At 36.8% G+C, this 17,835-nt stretch carries 19 protein-coding genes; 14 read left to right on the top strand and 5 right to left on the bottom strand.

Annotation, left to right across the window (positions count from 1 at the left end):
• Positions 1-39: 39 nt before the first annotated feature.
• Positions 40-1,830, bottom strand: coding sequence for an ABC transporter ATP-binding protein (locus ASF92_RS08305; protein WP_056090697.1), 1,791 nt, complete (start codon positions 1,828-1,830; stop codon positions 40-42).
• A 108-nt stretch (positions 1,831-1,938) separates the two neighbouring features.
• Here ASF92_RS08305 and ASF92_RS08300 point away from each other — a divergent pair, with 108 nt between their 5' ends.
• The 8 genes from ASF92_RS08300 to ASF92_RS21200 all read left to right on the top strand — a co-directional run bounded on the left by ASF92_RS08300 (position 1,939) and on the right by ASF92_RS21200 (position 7,735).
• Positions 1,939-3,027, top strand: a complete 1,089-nt coding sequence (locus tag ASF92_RS08300; RefSeq protein WP_056090694.1) for a Glu/Leu/Phe/Val dehydrogenase — start codon at positions 1,939-1,941, stop codon at positions 3,025-3,027.
• A gap of 44 nt (positions 3,028-3,071) precedes the next feature.
• The gene (nusB, locus tag ASF92_RS08295; protein WP_056090691.1) at positions 3,072-4,022 is read left to right on the top strand and encodes a transcription antitermination factor NusB; all 951 of its coding nucleotides are present in this window, start codon (positions 3,072-3,074) and stop codon (positions 4,020-4,022) included.
• A gap of 1 nt (position 4,023) precedes the next feature.
• Positions 4,024-4,470 carry a DUF1573 domain-containing protein gene (locus ASF92_RS08290; RefSeq protein ID WP_056090688.1) on the top strand — a complete coding sequence of 149 codons (447 nt, stop codon included), beginning with the start codon at positions 4,024-4,026 and terminating at the stop codon, positions 4,468-4,470.
• Positions 4,471-4,531: 61 nt separating this feature from the next.
• Entirely contained in the window at positions 4,532-4,849 is a 318-nt protein-coding gene (yajC, locus tag ASF92_RS08285) for a preprotein translocase subunit YajC (RefSeq protein ID WP_056090684.1), read from the top strand.
• 94 nt (positions 4,850-4,943) lie between these two features.
• Positions 4,944-5,891 carry a CdaR family protein gene (locus ASF92_RS08280; RefSeq protein ID WP_056090681.1) on the top strand — a complete coding sequence of 316 codons (948 nt, stop codon included), beginning with the start codon at positions 4,944-4,946 and terminating at the stop codon, positions 5,889-5,891.
• Positions 5,891-6,499, top strand: coding sequence for a dephospho-CoA kinase (coaE, locus tag ASF92_RS08275; RefSeq protein WP_056090676.1), 609 nt, complete (start codon positions 5,891-5,893; stop codon positions 6,497-6,499). Before ASF92_RS08280 ends, coaE begins: the two co-directional genes overlap by 1 nt.
• A gap of 80 nt (positions 6,500-6,579) precedes the next feature.
• On the top strand, positions 6,580-7,521 hold the full coding sequence (locus tag ASF92_RS08270) for an MBL fold metallo-hydrolase (RefSeq protein ID WP_056090673.1): 942 nt from the start codon (positions 6,580-6,582) through the stop codon (positions 7,519-7,521).
• A gap of 70 nt (positions 7,522-7,591) precedes the next feature.
• Positions 7,592-7,735, top strand: coding sequence for a DUF5522 domain-containing protein (locus ASF92_RS21200; protein ID WP_197413248.1), 144 nt, complete (start codon positions 7,592-7,594; stop codon positions 7,733-7,735).
• A 30-nt stretch (positions 7,736-7,765) separates the two neighbouring features.
• Here the strand turns inward: ASF92_RS21200 and ASF92_RS08265 are convergent, their stop codons facing one another.
• From ASF92_RS08265 to ASF92_RS08250, 4 genes are all read right to left on the bottom strand, one after another.
• Positions 7,766-8,359: a Uma2 family endonuclease gene (locus tag ASF92_RS08265; RefSeq protein ID WP_056090670.1), complete on the bottom strand. Its 594-nt coding sequence runs from the start codon at positions 8,357-8,359 to the stop codon at positions 7,766-7,768.
• Between the two features lie 170 nt (positions 8,360-8,529).
• Positions 8,530-9,246: a ZIP family metal transporter gene (locus tag ASF92_RS08260; protein ID WP_056090668.1), complete on the bottom strand. Its 717-nt coding sequence runs from the start codon at positions 9,244-9,246 to the stop codon at positions 8,530-8,532.
• A complete protein-coding gene (locus ASF92_RS08255) occupies positions 9,246-9,809 on the bottom strand; it encodes a phosphatase PAP2 family protein (RefSeq protein ID WP_056090665.1) in 564 nt (187 codons plus the stop codon). The genes ASF92_RS08260 and ASF92_RS08255 overlap by 1 nt, the downstream gene beginning before the upstream one ends.
• Positions 9,806-10,537 carry a bifunctional 2-polyprenyl-6-hydroxyphenol methylase/3-demethylubiquinol 3-O-methyltransferase UbiG gene (locus tag ASF92_RS08250; RefSeq protein ID WP_056090662.1) on the bottom strand — a complete coding sequence of 244 codons (732 nt, stop codon included), beginning with the start codon at positions 10,535-10,537 and terminating at the stop codon, positions 9,806-9,808. The genes ASF92_RS08255 and ASF92_RS08250 overlap by 4 nt, the downstream gene beginning before the upstream one ends.
• Positions 10,538-10,954: 417 nt before the next feature.
• Between ASF92_RS08250 and glmM the strand changes: the two genes are divergently transcribed.
• The 6 genes from glmM (at position 10,955) to ASF92_RS08220 (ending at position 17,812) form a co-directional block, all read left to right on the top strand.
• Positions 10,955-12,343, top strand: coding sequence for a phosphoglucosamine mutase (gene glmM, locus ASF92_RS08245; RefSeq protein WP_056090659.1), 1,389 nt, complete (start codon positions 10,955-10,957; stop codon positions 12,341-12,343).
• Position 12,344: 1 nt separating this feature from the next.
• Positions 12,345-13,493 (top strand): cysteine desulfurase family protein, encoded by a 1,149-nt coding sequence (locus ASF92_RS08240; RefSeq protein ID WP_056090654.1) that lies wholly within the window; start codon positions 12,345-12,347, stop codon positions 13,491-13,493.
• A 456-nt stretch (positions 13,494-13,949) separates the two neighbouring features.
• Positions 13,950-14,153 (top strand): hypothetical protein, encoded by a 204-nt coding sequence (locus ASF92_RS08235; RefSeq protein WP_056090651.1) that lies wholly within the window; start codon positions 13,950-13,952, stop codon positions 14,151-14,153.
• A 78-nt stretch (positions 14,154-14,231) separates the two neighbouring features.
• Entirely contained in the window at positions 14,232-15,131 is a 900-nt protein-coding gene (locus ASF92_RS08230) for an MBL fold metallo-hydrolase (RefSeq protein ID WP_056090648.1), read from the top strand.
• A gap of 277 nt (positions 15,132-15,408) precedes the next feature.
• Positions 15,409-16,737, top strand: a complete 1,329-nt coding sequence (locus ASF92_RS08225) for a cytochrome ubiquinol oxidase subunit I (protein ID WP_056090645.1) — start codon at positions 15,409-15,411, stop codon at positions 16,735-16,737.
• Positions 16,738-16,807: 70 nt separating this feature from the next.
• Positions 16,808-17,812, top strand: a complete 1,005-nt coding sequence (locus ASF92_RS08220) for a cytochrome d ubiquinol oxidase subunit II (RefSeq protein ID WP_056090642.1) — start codon at positions 16,808-16,810, stop codon at positions 17,810-17,812.
• Positions 17,813-17,835: the final 23 nt, after the last annotated feature.

Here is a 17,835-nt window from a genome sequence, read left to right as displayed (position 1 = left end):
AAAGCAAATATTTAAAGTTCAAAATAGAATTAACACATTTTAAATACTTCCACGCTCTTCTTCTAAAAGTTGATTGTTATAAAGTTCGGTGTAGCTCCCATTTAAACTAATTAGTTCATTATGTGTACCTTGTTCGATGAGTTCTCCATTATCCAGTACCAAAATTTTATCTGCATTTTTAATGGTCGAAATTCTGTGCGCAATTAAAATACTGGTCTTTCCGTTCATAATTTTACCAAGATTTTTGAGGATTTCTTCCTCTGTTTTAGTATCAACGGCAGAAAGACAATCGTCAAATATCAAAATTCGTGGCGATTTAATTAAGGCTCGGGCTATGGAAACCCGTTGTTTTTGCCCGCCAGAAAGTGTAATTCCCCGCTCACCCAGCATGGTTTCAAATTTTTCTTCGAAATCAACAATATTCCCATAAACTGATGCATTTTTTGCGGCTTCGTAAACCTCTTCATCTGTTACAGCATCTAAACCGAAAGCAATATTATTCTTAATTGTATCTGAAAAAAGAAAAACTTCCTGTGGAACAAATCCAATCTGGCCACGATAGTTCTTAAGATTAAAAGACTTAATGTTATCCCTATCTACTTTAATTGAGCCCTGTTCTACATCATACATCCGCATAATGAGGTTGGCTAAAGTAGATTTTCCAGAACCTGTTTTACCGATAATGGCTACAAATTCACCGTGATTGATTTCAAAGCTGACATTTTTAAGGGCCATTATTCCTGTATCAGGGTAGGTAAAACTCACATTATCAAATCTGATGTTGCCCTCCAGAACTTTTTTATCTTTATTTTCCGATTGAATATCTGCAGGAATATCTAAAAATTCATTAATTCTCTTTTGTGAAGCAGCAGCACGCTGGATGAGTGATGTAACCCAGCCGAGCATGGTAACCGGAAAAGTCAACTGGTTTATATAAATGATGAATTCTGCGATATTCCCGGCAGTAATGCTTCCGTTCATTACCTGGATACCTCCAATGTAAATTGTTAAAATTGTACTCAATCCTATTAACAACAACATGGTTGGGTAAAAAAGGGCAGAAACCCTTACCAGGCTCATCGAATCCCTTTTATATTCATTGCTCTGTATTTCAAACGTATTTCGGGTATAATCTTCGCGAACGTAGGATTTTATAATTCTAATACCTGAAAAACGTTCCTGAACAAAACTCGAAAGATCTGATAATCGCTCCTGAATTTTTCCGCTCTTTTTAAATATTAAGGTATTTACATAATATATAATGATAACCAGAAAGGGTAGTGGTAGAAGGCAGTAAATGGCAAGTTTAGAATTTACATCAAACATTGACCAGATAATAAGTACAGATAAAACGAACGTGTTTATAGTATACATGATTGCCGGACCAACATACATTCGAACCCGGTTTACATCTTCAGTTGCCCGGTTCATCAAATCACCTGTATTGTTTCTGCGGTAGAACCCCAGGCTTAATTTCTGGTAGTGCTGGTAGATATCGTTCTTCATGTCAAATTCAATATGCCTTGACATTAAAATAATGGTTTGCCTCATGAAGAATAAGAACAAGCCGCGTAATATATATAACAGGATAACAAGTAATCCAAAATAAAGCAAGCTGTTGCTGAAAATATCATAGATAATTTGCTTTCGGCTAAATCCGTCGAAAAGGCTGTAAATCTCTATGTTTTCGGTAATTAAATCAAAAGCATAACCGATAACCTGCGCTGGAATAACACCGAAAATATTTGAAATTACAACGAAAATACTTCCAGGAATAATCCACCATTTATATTTAAGAAAGTATTTATTTAAGCGACTCAGGTGTTTCATAGCATACAAACTTAGCCAAAGCGCAACAAATTTTGTTATAGTTTGGTTAAAATCATGTAATAATGGTTTTTTATTTTAATTTTGCAGCAGCTTAGCCGAACGTTCATTATGCCAGCAAATTCTTTCGCAGATTCATCCATTTTAGAGCAACTAAGTGTTCACGGACATAAAAAGCTGGTTTTCTGTAATGATGCAGATTCAGGTTTAAAAGCAATTATTGCCATTCACGATACTACATTAGGCCCTGCTTTGGGTGGTACACGTATGTGGAGTTATTCTACAGAAGGTGAAGCTCTGGAAGATGCTTTGCGTTTATCAAGGGGAATGACTTATAAATCTGCAATTACCGGCTTAAATCTGGGTGGAGGAAAAGGTGTAATTATCGGCGATTCCAGAAAGGATAAGACAGAATCCCTGATGCGCAGCTATGGCAGGTTTATTAAAAACCTGAATGGTGAGTTTATAACCGCTGAAGAAATGGGTACAAACACGCGTGATATGGAATATATTCGAATGGAGACCAGTTACGTTACAGGTGTTCCCGAATCGATTGGTGGTGCAGGAAATCCTGCTCGTTTTACTGCACAAGGTGTTTATTTAGGGATTAAAGCGAGTGTTAAGGAAGTTTTCGGCACAGATATGCTTGCTGGCAGAACTGTTGTTGTTCAGGGGATTGGCAATGTTGGCGAACACCTGGTTGCTTTGCTCAGAAAGGAAAATGCAGAAGTTCTGATCAGCGATATTAATCAGGAGCAGTTAACTTATGTTGCCCGTAAGTATAAGGCAAAGCCTATCGACGCGGAAAAGATTTTTGGTGTGGATGCGGATGTATATGCGCCATGCGCTATGGGCGCTACGGTTAATAGTAAAACCATCGATCGTATGAAATTTGCAATAATTGCGGGTTCAGCGAATAATCAGCTTAAAGACGAAGTTTTGGATAGCGAGTTGCTGATGAAAAAAGGAATTCTTTTTGCACCGGATTACTTAATTAATGCAGGCGGTTTAATTTCATGTTATTCAGAATTAACAGGCTTCGGAAAAAAACGTACCGTGCAACTTACAGAACATATCTACGACGCAACAAGAAATGTAATTAAATTAAGTAAAGCAGAAGAAATACCTACTAACATAGCAGCGAACCGTATCGCTGAAAAACGTATTGCAGATATTAAAAAGATAAAATCAACATATTAAATAATTTATTAACCGGTTTATAAACCACACTCGTTCTTACATTCATGTTAAATAGAAGGCACTTAAGAATTAAAGCTTTGCAAAACATTTTTGCTTGGCACATGGCAGACAAGAAAGACATTAAAGGCGACCTCAAAACTTTAATGCAAAGTATCGATAGTGTATACGAAATGTACATATGGATGCTCTCTCTAATGGTAGAAGTTACCGAATTTACTGCCAACGACGCCGCAGAACGTGCAAACAAGTACATTAAAACTGCAGACGACATCAATCCGAATATGAAATTGCTGCATAACAAATTCAGTGTTTTAATGCAACAAAATCCGGAATATGTATCGGCAATTAAGAAATATAAGGTAGACTGGGGTTTCGATCCTGAAATACGTAAAACAGTTTATAGTTCTTTAAAGGCATCTAAAGAATATGCCGAATACCTCGCAGATCCGAATGAAAGTTTAGAGTCGTCAAAAGATATTATTAAATACATCTTCAGAAAAATTATCTTGAAAAATCAGGCCATTATTCAGGTTTTTGAAGAAAAATTCATAAACTGGCAGGTCGATCATGAAGTGATGAAAGGCATGGTGGCTAAAACTTTGAAGAACTTTTCTTCGGATGATCCATTTAAAAATAAGCTTACCGAAATTAGTGCAGATTGGGTAGAAGACAGCAAATTCGTTCAGGATTTATTTGTTTATACGTTGCAAAACGATGCAAAATATCAGGAAATGATTGCCGACAGAACGAAAAACTGGGAATCGGAGCGCATTGCTTTAATGGATACGATTCTGATGAAAATGGCCATTTGCGAACTTTTGAATTTTCCATCTATTCCGGTAAAAGTGACCATTAACGAATATTTAGAGTTATCAAAAGATTACAGTACGCCGAAAAGTAATTCGTTTATTAACGGTATTTTAGACAAAATTTTAGGCGACCTGAAGAAAACCAATACAATTAAGAAAATTGGTCGCGGATTAATTGAAGAGTAAAATGAAAAGCGTATTTATAATTGCAATCGCTGTACTATCGTTTACAGCTTGCCGAAATGCAAACAATAGTGCTCCTGAAACTTCGACGGTTTCTGTTGGAAATACAGCTTCAAAAGTCGCACCTACTGATGCGGCGGTTGTTACTTTCGAAAGAGATATTTATGATTTTGAAAAAATTGAACAGGGTGAAAAAGTTCAGCACGAATTTAAATTCAGAAATACGGGTAAGAGTCCTTTGATTATTTCAAACGCAACTGCGACTTGTGGTTGTACAGTTCCGGAAATACCAAAAGAGCCAATTTTGCCAGGTAAAGAGGGAGTTATCAAGGTGGTATTCAACAGCGAGGGTAAATTGGGTATGCAGGATAAAGTGGTTACGGTAACCTCAAATGCAAATCCGAATACGGGTACAGTTCACCTGGTAGGTGAGGTACTCGAGAAAAAATAAATCGATTGATAATTGATTATCAATTAATTAATGATAACTAATTCAAAACAAATAAATAAAAATGATATCAACAGTAATCTTACAAGCAGCAGGCGGTGGTATGTTGGGAACAATCGTACCTATGGTATTAATCATGGTTGTTTTCTATTTTTTTATGATTCGTCCGCAGGTTAAAAAAGCAAAAGACCATAAAAAATTAGTTGCTGAACTTGGCATTGGCGACAAAATTGTGACTACAGCGGGTATTCACGGTAAAATTGTTGGTGCAAATGACACAACTTTTCTGATAGAAACTGAAGGTGGGGGTAAGATCAGATTCGATAAATCTGCAATTTCCCTGGATGCGACAAAAGCATCAACAACTCCGCCCAAAGCATAATCAAATTCAAGGAATGTATTAAAGAGCAGTCTCGAATGTTTTCGAGACTGTTTTTGTTTTACTACATTTGATTAAATGACATTTTATTTTAATTATGCCCTTTGTTAAATTAACAAAAATAGAGAGACGGCGTGTACTCAGTTTATTGGCTTGTTTATTATTGGCTATAGCTTCGTGGTTTTTTATGGCCTTGAGCAATAAATATGTGTATACGGCTAAAACTGTTTTAATATATAAAAATTTTCCACAGTGGCGCGCATTTCATCCTTTACAATCAGATACGGTTGATTTGCAGGTCGAAGGAACGGGGTGGCAATTGCTTTTTGCGAGACTAAGGATTAACCCGCAATCCATTTCGGTAAGTTTAAATCAATTGAATACAAAGGAATTTGTTGTTTTTTCCGATCAGTTATACAATATAAACAAACAATTAGAAAGTACACAAAAAGTTATCTCCGTAAAACCAGATACGCTTTATTTTGATTTCACTAAACGAACAGTCAAAAAAGTTCCCGTAAAGTTAAATCAAAAAATAGATTTTGTTAAGCAATATGGCGTGGCTAGTGAGATAAAACTGAATCCTAAATATGTTATGGTTACCGGGCCGAAAGAGGAGCTGGATAAAATTACTACCTTGCCTACTGAGACTTTAAAGCTGGATAAAGTTCAGAATACGACCACTGTTCGCGTTAATATGCAACACAGCATGCATAAAAATGTAAGTATACTACCCTCAGCAATTGAAGTTAAATTGCCTGTGGATGAATTTACAGAGAAGACACTGGAAATCCCATTGAAGATAATAAACAACCGGCACTATAGTAACATTCGGTTATATCCCAAAAAAGTAAAAGTTACCTTTTTGGTGGCCTTAAGTTATTTTCAGCAGGTTAATGAGGACTTCATTACAGCTACGGTTGATGCAGAGGAGTGGTCGGTTTTGCATCATAATAGATTTACGATAAAGCTAACCGAGTTTCCGGATTATTGTAGACTGGTTAAAATAAGTCCGTCCAAAGTTGATTTTGTAGTTGAAAACTGATGTATAAAGTAGGCATAACAGGCGGGATAGGAAGTGGCAAAACCACGATTTGCAAGGTTTTCGAGGTTTTAGGCATACCTGTTTTTTATGCTGATACTGTGGCCAAGCAAATCATGGCTAAAGATGAACAGCTAGTTGAGGGTATAAAATCAACTTTTGGTAAGGAAAGTTATTTCGGAAATGGACAACTCAATAATAAGTACATTGCAGGCATTGTTTTTAGTAATGAAGCTGAACTCGAAAAATTGAATGCTTTGGTACATCCTGCGGTTTTCAGAGCCTTTGATTCATGGGAAGAGCAGGTTGATGCGAGTGTTCCATATACACTAAAAGAAGCTGCTTTACTATTCGAAAGTGGTTCTTATAGAATGTGCAATACCAATATCCTGGTCACTGCCCCAATCGATATTAAAATAAATCGTGTAATGCAACGCGATATGGTTACAGCAGAACAAGTTAAAGCCAGAATGGACAAGCAGATGAGTGATGGGGATAAAGCTAAGTTGGCCGATCATTTTATCATAAACGACGAGGCGCATTCTATCATTGAAAAAGTTTTAGATTTGCATAAACACTTTTTGAAAGTGTCTGCTAATTCGCAGATTTGAGAATAATCTTAAATATTTTTAACAGATATGCTTAGCGAACTAAAATCCTGCGTTATCCTTGAATCCCACAAATCCTGGTCATGATATTAGACGATTTTATTAAGATAACTCCGACAGGATTATATTGTGTTTACGGCGATTTTTATCTCGACCCCCAACAACCTGTAAAGGAAGCAGTGGTTTCTCATGCGCATGGCGACCATGCAATCGGTGGAAGCCAAAATGTTTATTGTACTGCGGCAACAGAAACTTTCATGAAACATCGTTACCGCAAGTTTGCGGCGGTAGATTTTCATACCAAAAAATACCACGAAACTTTTAAGATTAAAGAGGTCGCAATTACTTTCTATTCTGCAGGCCATATTTTAGGTTCGGCACAGGTTTTAATGGAGTATCAGGGTACAAGATACTTGTATACCGGCGACTATAAAATCGAACCTGATGCCACTTGCGAGGCTTTCGAATTTGTTAAGGCCGATGTTTTGATTACGGAAAGTACGTTTGCAAATCCTGAAACTAAGCATCCCTCTCCAATCGATGAAATAAAAAAACTAAATGAAACCAATGCAAACATCATGCTTGGCGCTTATGCATTAGGGAAAAGTCAGCGTATTATTCAATTGTTAAATGAGTACTGCCCGACAAAGAATGTAATGGTTCATCACAGCATTATTCCATTTGTTAAAATTTATGAAAATTATGGGATTAAAGTCGGTGATTACAAAATGTACGATAGAAAAGTGATGAAGAATAATCGGGAGCACCAGGTGTATATTGTTCCGCCAATGGTTTTTCATAGTTATCATAAAGCAATCAATGTCGTTAGGGCTTTTGCATCAGGCTGGAAAAACCTACAACAGCAGAATGGCATATCGCTTTACATTTCAGATCATGTAGATTGGGGTGCCATATTACAAACTATAGAGCAGGTTGATCCAAAACAGGTTTGGACGCTACATGGAGATGGGAAACAACTTAAAGAATATTTTGCAGGTAAGTTGGAGATTAAGATAATGAATTAAAAAATCATTGAATGAGTGAATAATTTAATGATAAGACCGTTCACCCAATCAAAATTTAATTACTGATAATATGAAAGAGTGGCTAGACTTTTATTTTAATGAAGAAGGATTGATGGTTTTTACCGAAACCTATCATTTAAAGCGAGGCTATTGTTGTAAAAATAAATGTAAACATTGCCCATGGGGTTATGGCATAAAGAAAGTGAAGAAATGACGCTGCTGTATTTCGTTTTTTTTTCGAGGTTTAAAAACGAATATATTTATATATATCAGCTAACGAAATCTCGAAACCCATTGATACAAACTTTAAAGTACCTCCGATTTCTTTGTATTCAATAAGCTCCCAATGTTGTTTGCCATTCAGATAGAAAGCTTCAACTGAAACAGATTCAGAATCTATTAGGATAAATTCCTTTAGCGTGCGGATGTCTCGATAAAGTTTGAATTTACCGCCTCTATCGTAATTTTTGGTAGACGGCGATAGAATTTCGATAATAATTGTTGGCTCTAAAATGGAATCCTTATCATCAGTAGAATGCTTAATTCCGTTGCAATACACAGAAATATCAGGATAAGTAAAGAGCGTATTTTCTGGTATGTTCATTCTCATATCGCTTCCAAAAGGAATACATTTTGAACCTGCGAGCTTAACCGAGAGAAATCCAAACAAACTGGAGAAAATCAGATTATGATTTGTACTTGAACCAGACATCGAAAATATTTCACCTTGAAAATACTCATGCTTTTCATGTGACGCTTTTTCCATTTCAAGGTATTCTGCAACAGAAAAATGCTTTTTTTGATAGGATACCACAGGTTCATTTACAATTTCATCCATATATAAATTTACAGATGTTTTTCGTAAAGATTAAATATATAAACGATTAAACGTTTAAAACGGATATTACATTAATTGTTTGAAATGATTAATTGCTGAACTGGTTAAATCGGATGACTGCAAATCAAAAACCATTAATTCAAAACGGGCATTGTTAACTGCCAACTGAACTAGTGACCTGCAAAAAAGCCAATTAATGCTACGCCGATTCCCAGTAATACAGCTATCATTTTGCGTGTATTAATTTTATGGTCTGCGCTGGATTCGAACAAAATTGTGGTAGAAATGTGTAAGAAGATACCAATAACAATGCCCATTATTTTATTGAAATAAGCGTCGATACCGCCAATACTTCCATTGCTTAGTCCGATACTCAAGTAAAAGCCAAGAGGTGCCATTATAGCGAATACGGCCAAATACATCAGGATGCTACCCCGTTTGAAATGATTTTGCATTAAGATACTCGCTAACGCAAATGCCGCAGGAATGTGGTGTAAAGAAATCCCAAATATCAATTCGTTATGTTGATCTTTTGCAAGTGGCATACCTTCTAAAAAAGCATGTAAACAAAGACTAATCATAATTCCGAATGGAAAAACTTGGCCATCCTGATGCTTGTGTATGTGTCCGTGTTCTACACCTTCCGAAAACTGCTCTAAAAATATTTGCAATAAGAAACCAATAAGAATAAAGATTCCGATTTCTTCTTTATCTGGTCCACTATACGCATCGGGAATGAGGTGTAAAACCGTAATGGCAAAAAGATATGCTCCACTGAAAGATAGTATCAGTTTCAGTAACTTCGATTTATCACTCTTAACCAAAAAAATGGCTGATCCGCCTAAAAAAGCGCAGAAAAAAAGTACGGCAAATTTCCAAGCTTCCATTAAAATTCAGGTTGTAATTTTTTAAATATTCTCGAACAGATAAAACCAATTAACGTTCCCAGCAGAGCACCGGTTATTACGTCAACAGGGTAATGTACGCCAACATAAACTTGAGCAAAACTTATAATCGCTGCCCAGAATATACCGATAGGCAGAATCGGTTTCCAGCGACTGTAAAACACACCGATTAAGAACACAGCGATGGCAAAATGATTTGTTGCATGTGCTGATGGGAAACTTAAGCCGCTTCCGCAGGGAACACGATGGATAATGTCATTTGCCAGGCTAAAGTCGTTGCAAGGTCTTACCCGGGCTACAAATGGCTTTATCAAGCGTGATGAAACGATATCGCCCAATGCAAATGTAAATAGGGCCATACCGATAATGTAATAGCCTTGTTTTTTATATTGTTTAATGCAAAAAATCACAATAAAAATGTAAAGCGGCGACCAGAAAAAACGGTTGCGCATTAAAGGCATCAGCCAATCTAAAAAGCCATTCGAAAGTCCGCAGTGGATTTTCAAAAACAACTCTACATCAAACTGCTGTATGCTTTCTATCATGCCTTTTTGCAGATTAAAATTAACCGGTCAGAATTTGATTCGTCGAAATCATCGAGTGAATAACTTCCAAAAGTTTTCTTGATAAGCATTCCGGCTTTAGTTAACATTCGCTCAAAATCTTCGAGATTAAAAGCCTGAACACGCTCTTCGAAATTGTATATCTTGCCCTTATCATCGAAATTTATCTTCTTAATGATCTTACAATCTACTACATTTTTAGTGATATTAAATGTAATTCCATCCAGTGATTTAGCCTCGCAATGATTTAAATTTCTAATAATTTTTTCAGTATTAAAATAGTCTACCACTAAAGTTCCATCGGCTTTTAAACACTTTCTAAATGTTTTCAGTGCGTTTATATGCTCTTTTTCAGTATCAAAATAGCCAAAACTGGTAAATAAATTTAAAGCCACATCGAAATAGTTGATGTAGAAAAGCCTGCGCATGTCGTGCACCAAAAAGTGTAGCTTGCTGTTTTCAAATTGTTTGGCGTATTTTATACTTTGCTCTGATAAGTCAATTCCGGTAATGTCAAAGCCTTTTTTGTTTAGGTAAATGGAATGCCTGCCTTTGCCACAAGCAATATCGAGCATTTTCGAATCGATTTCAGGATTAAGATAATTCGTTAAACTATCGATAAAAAATTCGGCTTCGGCATCGTTTCTTTGTTGGTAAAGAATATGATAATATGGCGAATTAAACCAATATTGAAACCACTTGCGCTGCATAAAAAGCCTTTATTGTTTTGGAAAGGTGCAAATATAGCGTTTTATAAATGTTACTGTAGTTTTTAGGTTCAGTTTTTGCAACATTATTGCATAAAATTTCTGATTATACAGTAGAGTGAAAATCTGTTTTTCCACAACCTCAGTTTCGCTATACCCAGCGAAGTGGAAACATGCAAGACGAGAAAAGAGCGGAGGTTTTGAAACGAGACGGGACTGCTTTAACCGATGTATCAGTGCAATACTTTTTCAAAAAAAGACAAATCAGTCACACGATTGGATAAAATCTGCAACAGAATTTCTATTAAATATATCGTATATATAGATATAAAAACAATGTAAATTAACAAGCTAAGGCGGCCTAAAATACCAGCTATCTTGTTTTTTTTATTATTTTTGAGCTTCAAATAAATACGCAAAGTGACTTTAATAAAATCGATTTCAGGAATACGTGGAACCATTGGGGGGCAAGCGGGAAATGGCTTAACGCCCATAGATATAGTGAAATTTACAGCTGCTTTTGGTAGCTGGGTGATACAAAAAACAGGAAACAAAAGAATCGTTTTAGGTCGCGACGCACGCATTTCGGGCGAAATGGTTAATAATTTGGTAATCGGAACCTTACAGGGTTTGGGTATTGAAGTTATTGATTTAGGTTTATCGACTACCCCAACTGTAGAAGTTGCAGTGCCAGATGAACAAGCTGGTGGCGGTATTATTTTAACGGCAAGCCACAACCCAAAGCAGTGGAATGCCTTGAAGTTATTAAATGCAAATGGTGAATTTATCAGCGATTTAGACGGTAAAGAGGTTTTAGATTTAGCCGAAAGCTCAAGTTTTGAGTTCGCTGAAGTAGATAAGTTAGGTAAGGTTATTAAAAATGATAGCTACCTTCAAAAACATATTGATAAAGTTTTAGCATTGCCCTTGGTTGATGTTGAAGCAATTAAAAAGGCCGATTTCAAAGTTGTTATCGACTGTGTAAACTCAACCGGAGGTATTTTTATTCCAGCTTTACTGAGGGCTTTAGGCGTAACCAGAGTTACGGAATTATATTGCGATCCAAATGGGCAGTTTCCTCATAACCCTGAACCACTTCCCGAAAATTTGACTGAAATTTCGAAAGAGGTTCAGAAACAAAATGCTGATTTAGGTATTGTGGTGGATCCTGATGTTGACCGTTTATGTTTCGTAAACGAAGATGGCAGCATGTTTGGCGAAGAGTATACACTTGTTGCTGTTGCAGATTATGTTTTGAAAAACACACCTGGCAAGACAGTTTCAAACCTTTCCTCCACACGTGCCTTACGCGATGTAACAGAGAAAGCTGGCTTTGAATACAACGCATCTGCAGTTGGCGAGGTAAACGTGGTTAACAAAATGAAAGAAACCAATGCCATTATCGGTGGCGAGGGTAATGGTGGAATTATCTATCCTGAATCGCATTATGGTAGAGATGCTTTGGTCGGAATCGCACTGTTTTTAACGCACCTGGCAAAGTTCGGTAAATCTATTTCTGTTTTACGAGGCAGCTATCCGCAATACCATATTTCAAAAAACAAAATTACCCTTACGCCAGAAATGGATATTGACAATTTATTAAAACAAGTAGAAGAAAAATATAAAAGTCAGCCATACAGTACGATAGATGGTTTAAAAATTGAGTTCGATAAAACATGGGTACATTTGCGTCGTTCTAACACCGAACCCATTATCCGTATTTACAGCGAGGCCGAAAATGAAACTGTGGCCGAAAGTTTAGCCAATAAAATCATTTCTGATATAAAAGAAATCCTTAAATTAAATTAGCATGAAGAGAGTTTATTTAGATAATGCAGCTACAACGCCCTTAGATAAGGAAGTAATTGCAGAAATGAAGAACGTGATGGAAAATTATTTCGGAAATCCATCGGCTATTCATGCGCTTGGCCGCGAGGTTAGAACTTTAGTTGAGAAAGCCCGTAAAACAGTTGCAAATCTTTTGGGGGCGTCCCCATCTGAAATATTTTTTACTTCCGGAGGTACTGAAGCAGATAATACAGCCATTCGTTGTGGCATCTCTGCTTACGGAATCAAGCATGCCATTACTTCTAAAATTGAGCACCATGCCGTTGAGCATACCTTAAATATGATGCTTAAAAATGGCGAAATTGATAAATTAAGTTTTGTTAATATCGATGAGAAAGGCAACGTTGATTATGCACATTTAGAGGACTTACTTCAAAATAACGAACGTACATTTGTATCGTTGATGCATGCAAACAATGAATTGGGCACATTAACAGACATGATTAAAGTTGGTGATATCTGCGAAAAATATAATGCAATTTATCATGCCGACACCGTTCAAACCATGGGCCATTATGTACATAATGTACGTGAATTGAAAGCACACTTTATTGTTTGCGCGGCACATAAGCTTCATGGTCCGAAGGGCATAGGTTTCTTGTATGTAAACAGTAATATTAAAATTCCACCGATGATTTATGGCGGCGCGCAAGAGCGTAACATGCGTGGTGGAACAGAAAATGTTTACGGAATTGTAGGCTTGGCTAAGGCATTGGAAATAGCCTATGCAGAAATGGAACAACATCAAAATCATATTCAAGGCTTAAAAGATTATTTAAAAGAAGCGCTAATTTCGGAGATTCCTGGTATTGCTTTCAATGGTGAAACCGACGCAGATAAAAGCCTCTACACCGTGTTGAACGTATCTTTTCCGGAGATGGATATGGCCGATATGTTATTATTTAATTTGGATATAAATGGCATATGTGCATCAGGTGGTAGTGCTTGTTCGTCGGGTTCGAACATCGGTTCCCATGTTTTAAATGGAATCAATGCTGATCCAAATCGTCCGTCAGTTCGTTTTTCTTTTAGCAAATACACCACGAAAGAAGAACTGGACTACGTTATAGAAAAAGTTAAAATGGTAGTTAAGCAAAACGCTTTAGCCTAAAGCATATTATTAACCAAATAGAAACAGTCCCGGAGCAATCTGGGATTTTTTTTGCTGGCATTTTTGGAAGCAATTTTATTGCATTCATCAAAGTTAATCATGCTTTCTGTTCCAACAAAAGCAGTGTATTCACAAGCTCGTAGAAATGCTGGTTAGCTCCAAAAGAAAGTGAGAAGGATGTCTTGCTGACACAATCTCTTGCATATCTTAATACAAAAAACATATAAAACTAGTATAGATGCAGTACAGAAGCCCGTCATCTTTAGTTTCTCAACGAGACCTTATCAAAATTCCTTCAGATTAAGGTTAAGCAAATTAAGACTTCAAATTTCTTTGAATAAGTTAAAAGCAATTGGCTGCATAAATGAGCTTCGTTAAGTTTAATTCATTTCCAAAACAAAATTGAAAACAATATGATTTTACACTTGTTCCCTTAAAACATCAAATTGAAAAACCATGGAAAATAATAAAGAAAAAGGTAAAGTCGTTGAGAACGAATTACTCGATAAAACCGCTGAGGATATCAAAGAAGATAGAACGCTTGATGAAAATAAATCATCGAAAATAAGCACAAACTTATTTAACAAAGAGAAAGACCGTAAAAACAATTCATTAGGCCCAGGTCATGAGCCAGGTACAACGCCAGGTTCGAGCATATAGGTAAATCCTAAATTACGATTAAAAATTATTAAATTTAAGCCACAGTTATATGCTGTGGCTTTTTAAGTTAGTCTAAAAATGGAAAGAAGAAATTTTATCAAAAATTCGGCATTGGCAATGGCTTTGCTATCAATTTATAAAACTGACGTTTTTGCCCAACAAGAAATATTAAGGGCATATAATTTTAAACCGTTAAGAAATAACGTCGGTATCTTTACCGAACAAGGTGGAACGATTGGCTGGTTAAATTCTTCGAATGGATTTGTTGTAGTCGATGCGCAATTTCCTGCATCAGCTCCTCATGTAATCGACGAATTGAAGAAACTTGGTGAAAAACCATTCAAATATTTAATTAACACCCATCATCATGGCGACCATACCGCAGGAAATATTGCCTTTAAAGGTTTGGCTGAAAAGGTGGTAGCACATCAAAATTCACTTATTAATCAGAAGAGAGGCGCAGAGAAAGCAAATAATTTGGATAAACAATTGATGCCTGATACCACTTTCGGAACCGGCTGGAAAGCACCTGTGGGTGATGAAAAGATAAGTGCTTATTATTATGGTTCTGGTCATACAAACGGAGATGCAGTTTACCATTTTGAGAATGCAAACATCGTTCATGTTGGCGATTTAGTTTTCAACCGCAGGTTTCCTTACATTGATAGAGAAAATGGTGCACACATCGGCAATTGGATTACTGCTTTAGATAAAATTCAAAATCAATTCGATAAAGACACCCTGTTTATTTGGGGGCATAGTTTGGACCCTGAGAAAGTAACGGGAACAAAAGCGGATGTAAAAGCTTATCAGGAATACCTAAAAAACCTTATGGCGTATGTTGGTGGCGAAATTAAGGCGGGAAAATCCAAAGAAGATATCCTAAAAGCTACTACAATTCCAAATGCACCAGAATGGCAGGGCGATGGTATTCAAAGAAGCTTAACCGCTGCATACGAAGAATTGAAGGGTATATAAGATTTTTACAATGGTTTATTATTTCTTTTCATCGATAGTACTATTGGCTTATTAGCCATTAGTTCATTGGGCATTAGTTCATTATTAATTGATTACTGATTCATTTGTCCTCAGTTTATCTTAAATCAATCTGCGGAACCTGCGGAAAAATTTGTCTAAATTTTTCTTCAATTTATAAACATTCTATATTTAAAATAAATCTAAACCGTTCCTCCAAACTCAATATATCATAAGCCTTATCTGTTATATTTGTGTTACACATAATCCAATATCAGATATGGATGATTTTTTAGCAGCCCGCTCCCAAATGGCCTTATCATTAGGCTTTCATATTATCTTCTCTTGCATTGGAATGGTGATGCCATTTTTCATGGCCGTTTCCCATTACAAATGGCTAAAAACAAATGATGAGGTTTACAAAAATTTAACCAAAGCCTGGAGTAAGGGTGTCGCTATTTTTTTTGCCACAGGAGCTGTCTCCGGTACCATGCTATCATTTGAACTGGGTTTGTTATGGCCAAAATTTATGGAACACGCGGGCCCGATTTTCGGGATGCCCTTTTCACTGGAGGGAACTGCATTTTTTATAGAGGCTATAGCACTGGGCTTTTTCCTTTATGGCTGGGATAAATTGAATAAATGGTTTCATTGGTTTACGGGAATGGTTGTTGGCGTAAGTGGACTAGCATCGGGCATTTTGGTTGTAGCCGCAAATGCATGGATGAACAGTCCGGCAGGCTTTGATTTTGTAAATGGAAAATACCTGAATATCGATCCAATTCAAGCGATGTTCAATAAAGCATGGTTTTCACAAGCATTGCACATGTGCCTGGCGGCATTCACGGCTACAGGATTTGCCGTAGCCGGCGTTCATGCACTCATGATTTTACGGAATCAAAATAAGGAATTTCATCTCAAAGCATTTAAAATAGCAGCTGTTTTTGCTTGCATAGGCGCATTACTTCAACCTTTAAGCGGTGATATCTCTGCTAAAGATGTTGCGAAAAGGCAGCCTGCAAAACTTGCCGCAATGGAAGCGTTGTACAAAACCGAAAAGCCCGCACCGCTTTTAATTGGTGGCATTGTAAATGAAAAAGATAAAACGGTGAAAGGCGCAATTAAAATTCCTGGCGCATTAAGTTTTCTTGCTCATGGCGATTTCAAAGCTGAAGTGCAGGGTTTGGATAAAATTCCTGAAAATGAACATCCTCCCGTTGCGATAACGCATTATGCTTTTCAAATTATGGTGGGAATAGGTACATTGCTGGCCCTGATTTCACTGATATATTTTGTCAACCTCATTAGGAAGAAACCGCTATTAGAGAAGCGCTGGTTGCTGAAATTGTTTGTTTTGGCGATACCCTTAGGTTATATTGCTTTAGAAGCAGGATGGTTAGTCACGGAGGTTGGTCGCCAGCCCTGGATCATTTATGGCATTATGCGAACTAAAGACGCTGTGACGCCAATGCCTGGAATTGCATACTCATTCTATATTTTCTCTGCTATTTATTTATCGCTTAGCTGCATTGTAACGTTTTTACTTTATCGCCAAATTAAAATGGTGCCTGTTCTTTACGACAAATCAAATCACGCTAGCAGCGATTAAATCGTAATGATCAATTGAGACATTTATTAAATCTGTGTAATCCTCCAATCAGTGTAATCATTTTCATATTATGGAATACGTTGTAATTGCTTTTTTATGTTTGGGTATTTTGCTTTACTTTTTATTGGGAGGAGCAGATTTTGGCGCAGGGATCATAGAGCTTTTTACCTCTACAAAAAATAGAAGCAGAACGCGGAAAACCATGTATCAAGCCATCGGCCCGGTTTGGGAGGCAAACCACATGTGGCTGATTATCGCAATCGTTATTCTCTTTGTGGGGTTTCCTCACATTTACACCACGATGTCTGTTTATCTGCACATTCCCTTATTGATTATGCTTATTGGCATCATCGCACGCGGAACAGCCTTTGTTTTCCGCCATTATGATGCGATTAAAGATGATATGCATTGGCTGTATAATCGAATCTTCAGGTACTCAAGTTTTATCACTCCACTTTTCTTAGGAATTATTGCGGGCAGTGTAATCTCTGGTCATATCGATACTGATGCAAATGACTTTGTTTCGGCTTACATTTACAGCTGGCTCAATTGGTTTTCTGTCGCGGTTGGACTTTTTACAGTTGCGCTTTGTGGTTTTCTTGCTGCGATTTATCTTATTGGAGAAACGGATAGCGAACAAGATAAACGCCGTTTCATCAAAAAAGCGGAATATATGAATATTGCAGCCGTTATATTCGGTGCCATGGTGTTCATAGCCGCACAATTTGATAAAATTCCACTTATTGATTGGGTTTTTAAAAATACAGTTGGCTTAACAGCAATCATTTTGGCTAGCTTATCGCTGATTTTGCTTTGGTATCTTTTAATTAAAGGCAAAACCAAAGTATTGAGAATTTTAGCAGGTTTTCAGGTAACCATGATTTTATTAGCCATCAGTTATGCACACTTCCCCAATTTCATCAGATTAAAAAATGGTGGCGCAATTTCCCTGTTTGAAACCCTTGGTCCGGAAAAGACCATTTATAGTTTAGGTTTAGCCTTGTTGTTAGGGAGCGTTTTAATACTTCCTTTTTTGGGCTATTTATTCTACAAATTCCAGAAAAAAGAAGAGTAGAATTCTTCTCGTCATTGAAAACT

Origin of the sequence: Pedobacter sp. Leaf176 (assembly GCF_001424305.1) — a bacterium.
GTDB lineage: Bacteria > Bacteroidota > Bacteroidia > Sphingobacteriales > Sphingobacteriaceae > Pedobacter.
Note: the sequence above shows the minus strand (reverse complement) of the source record. Positions and strands in the feature narration are given on the sequence as shown.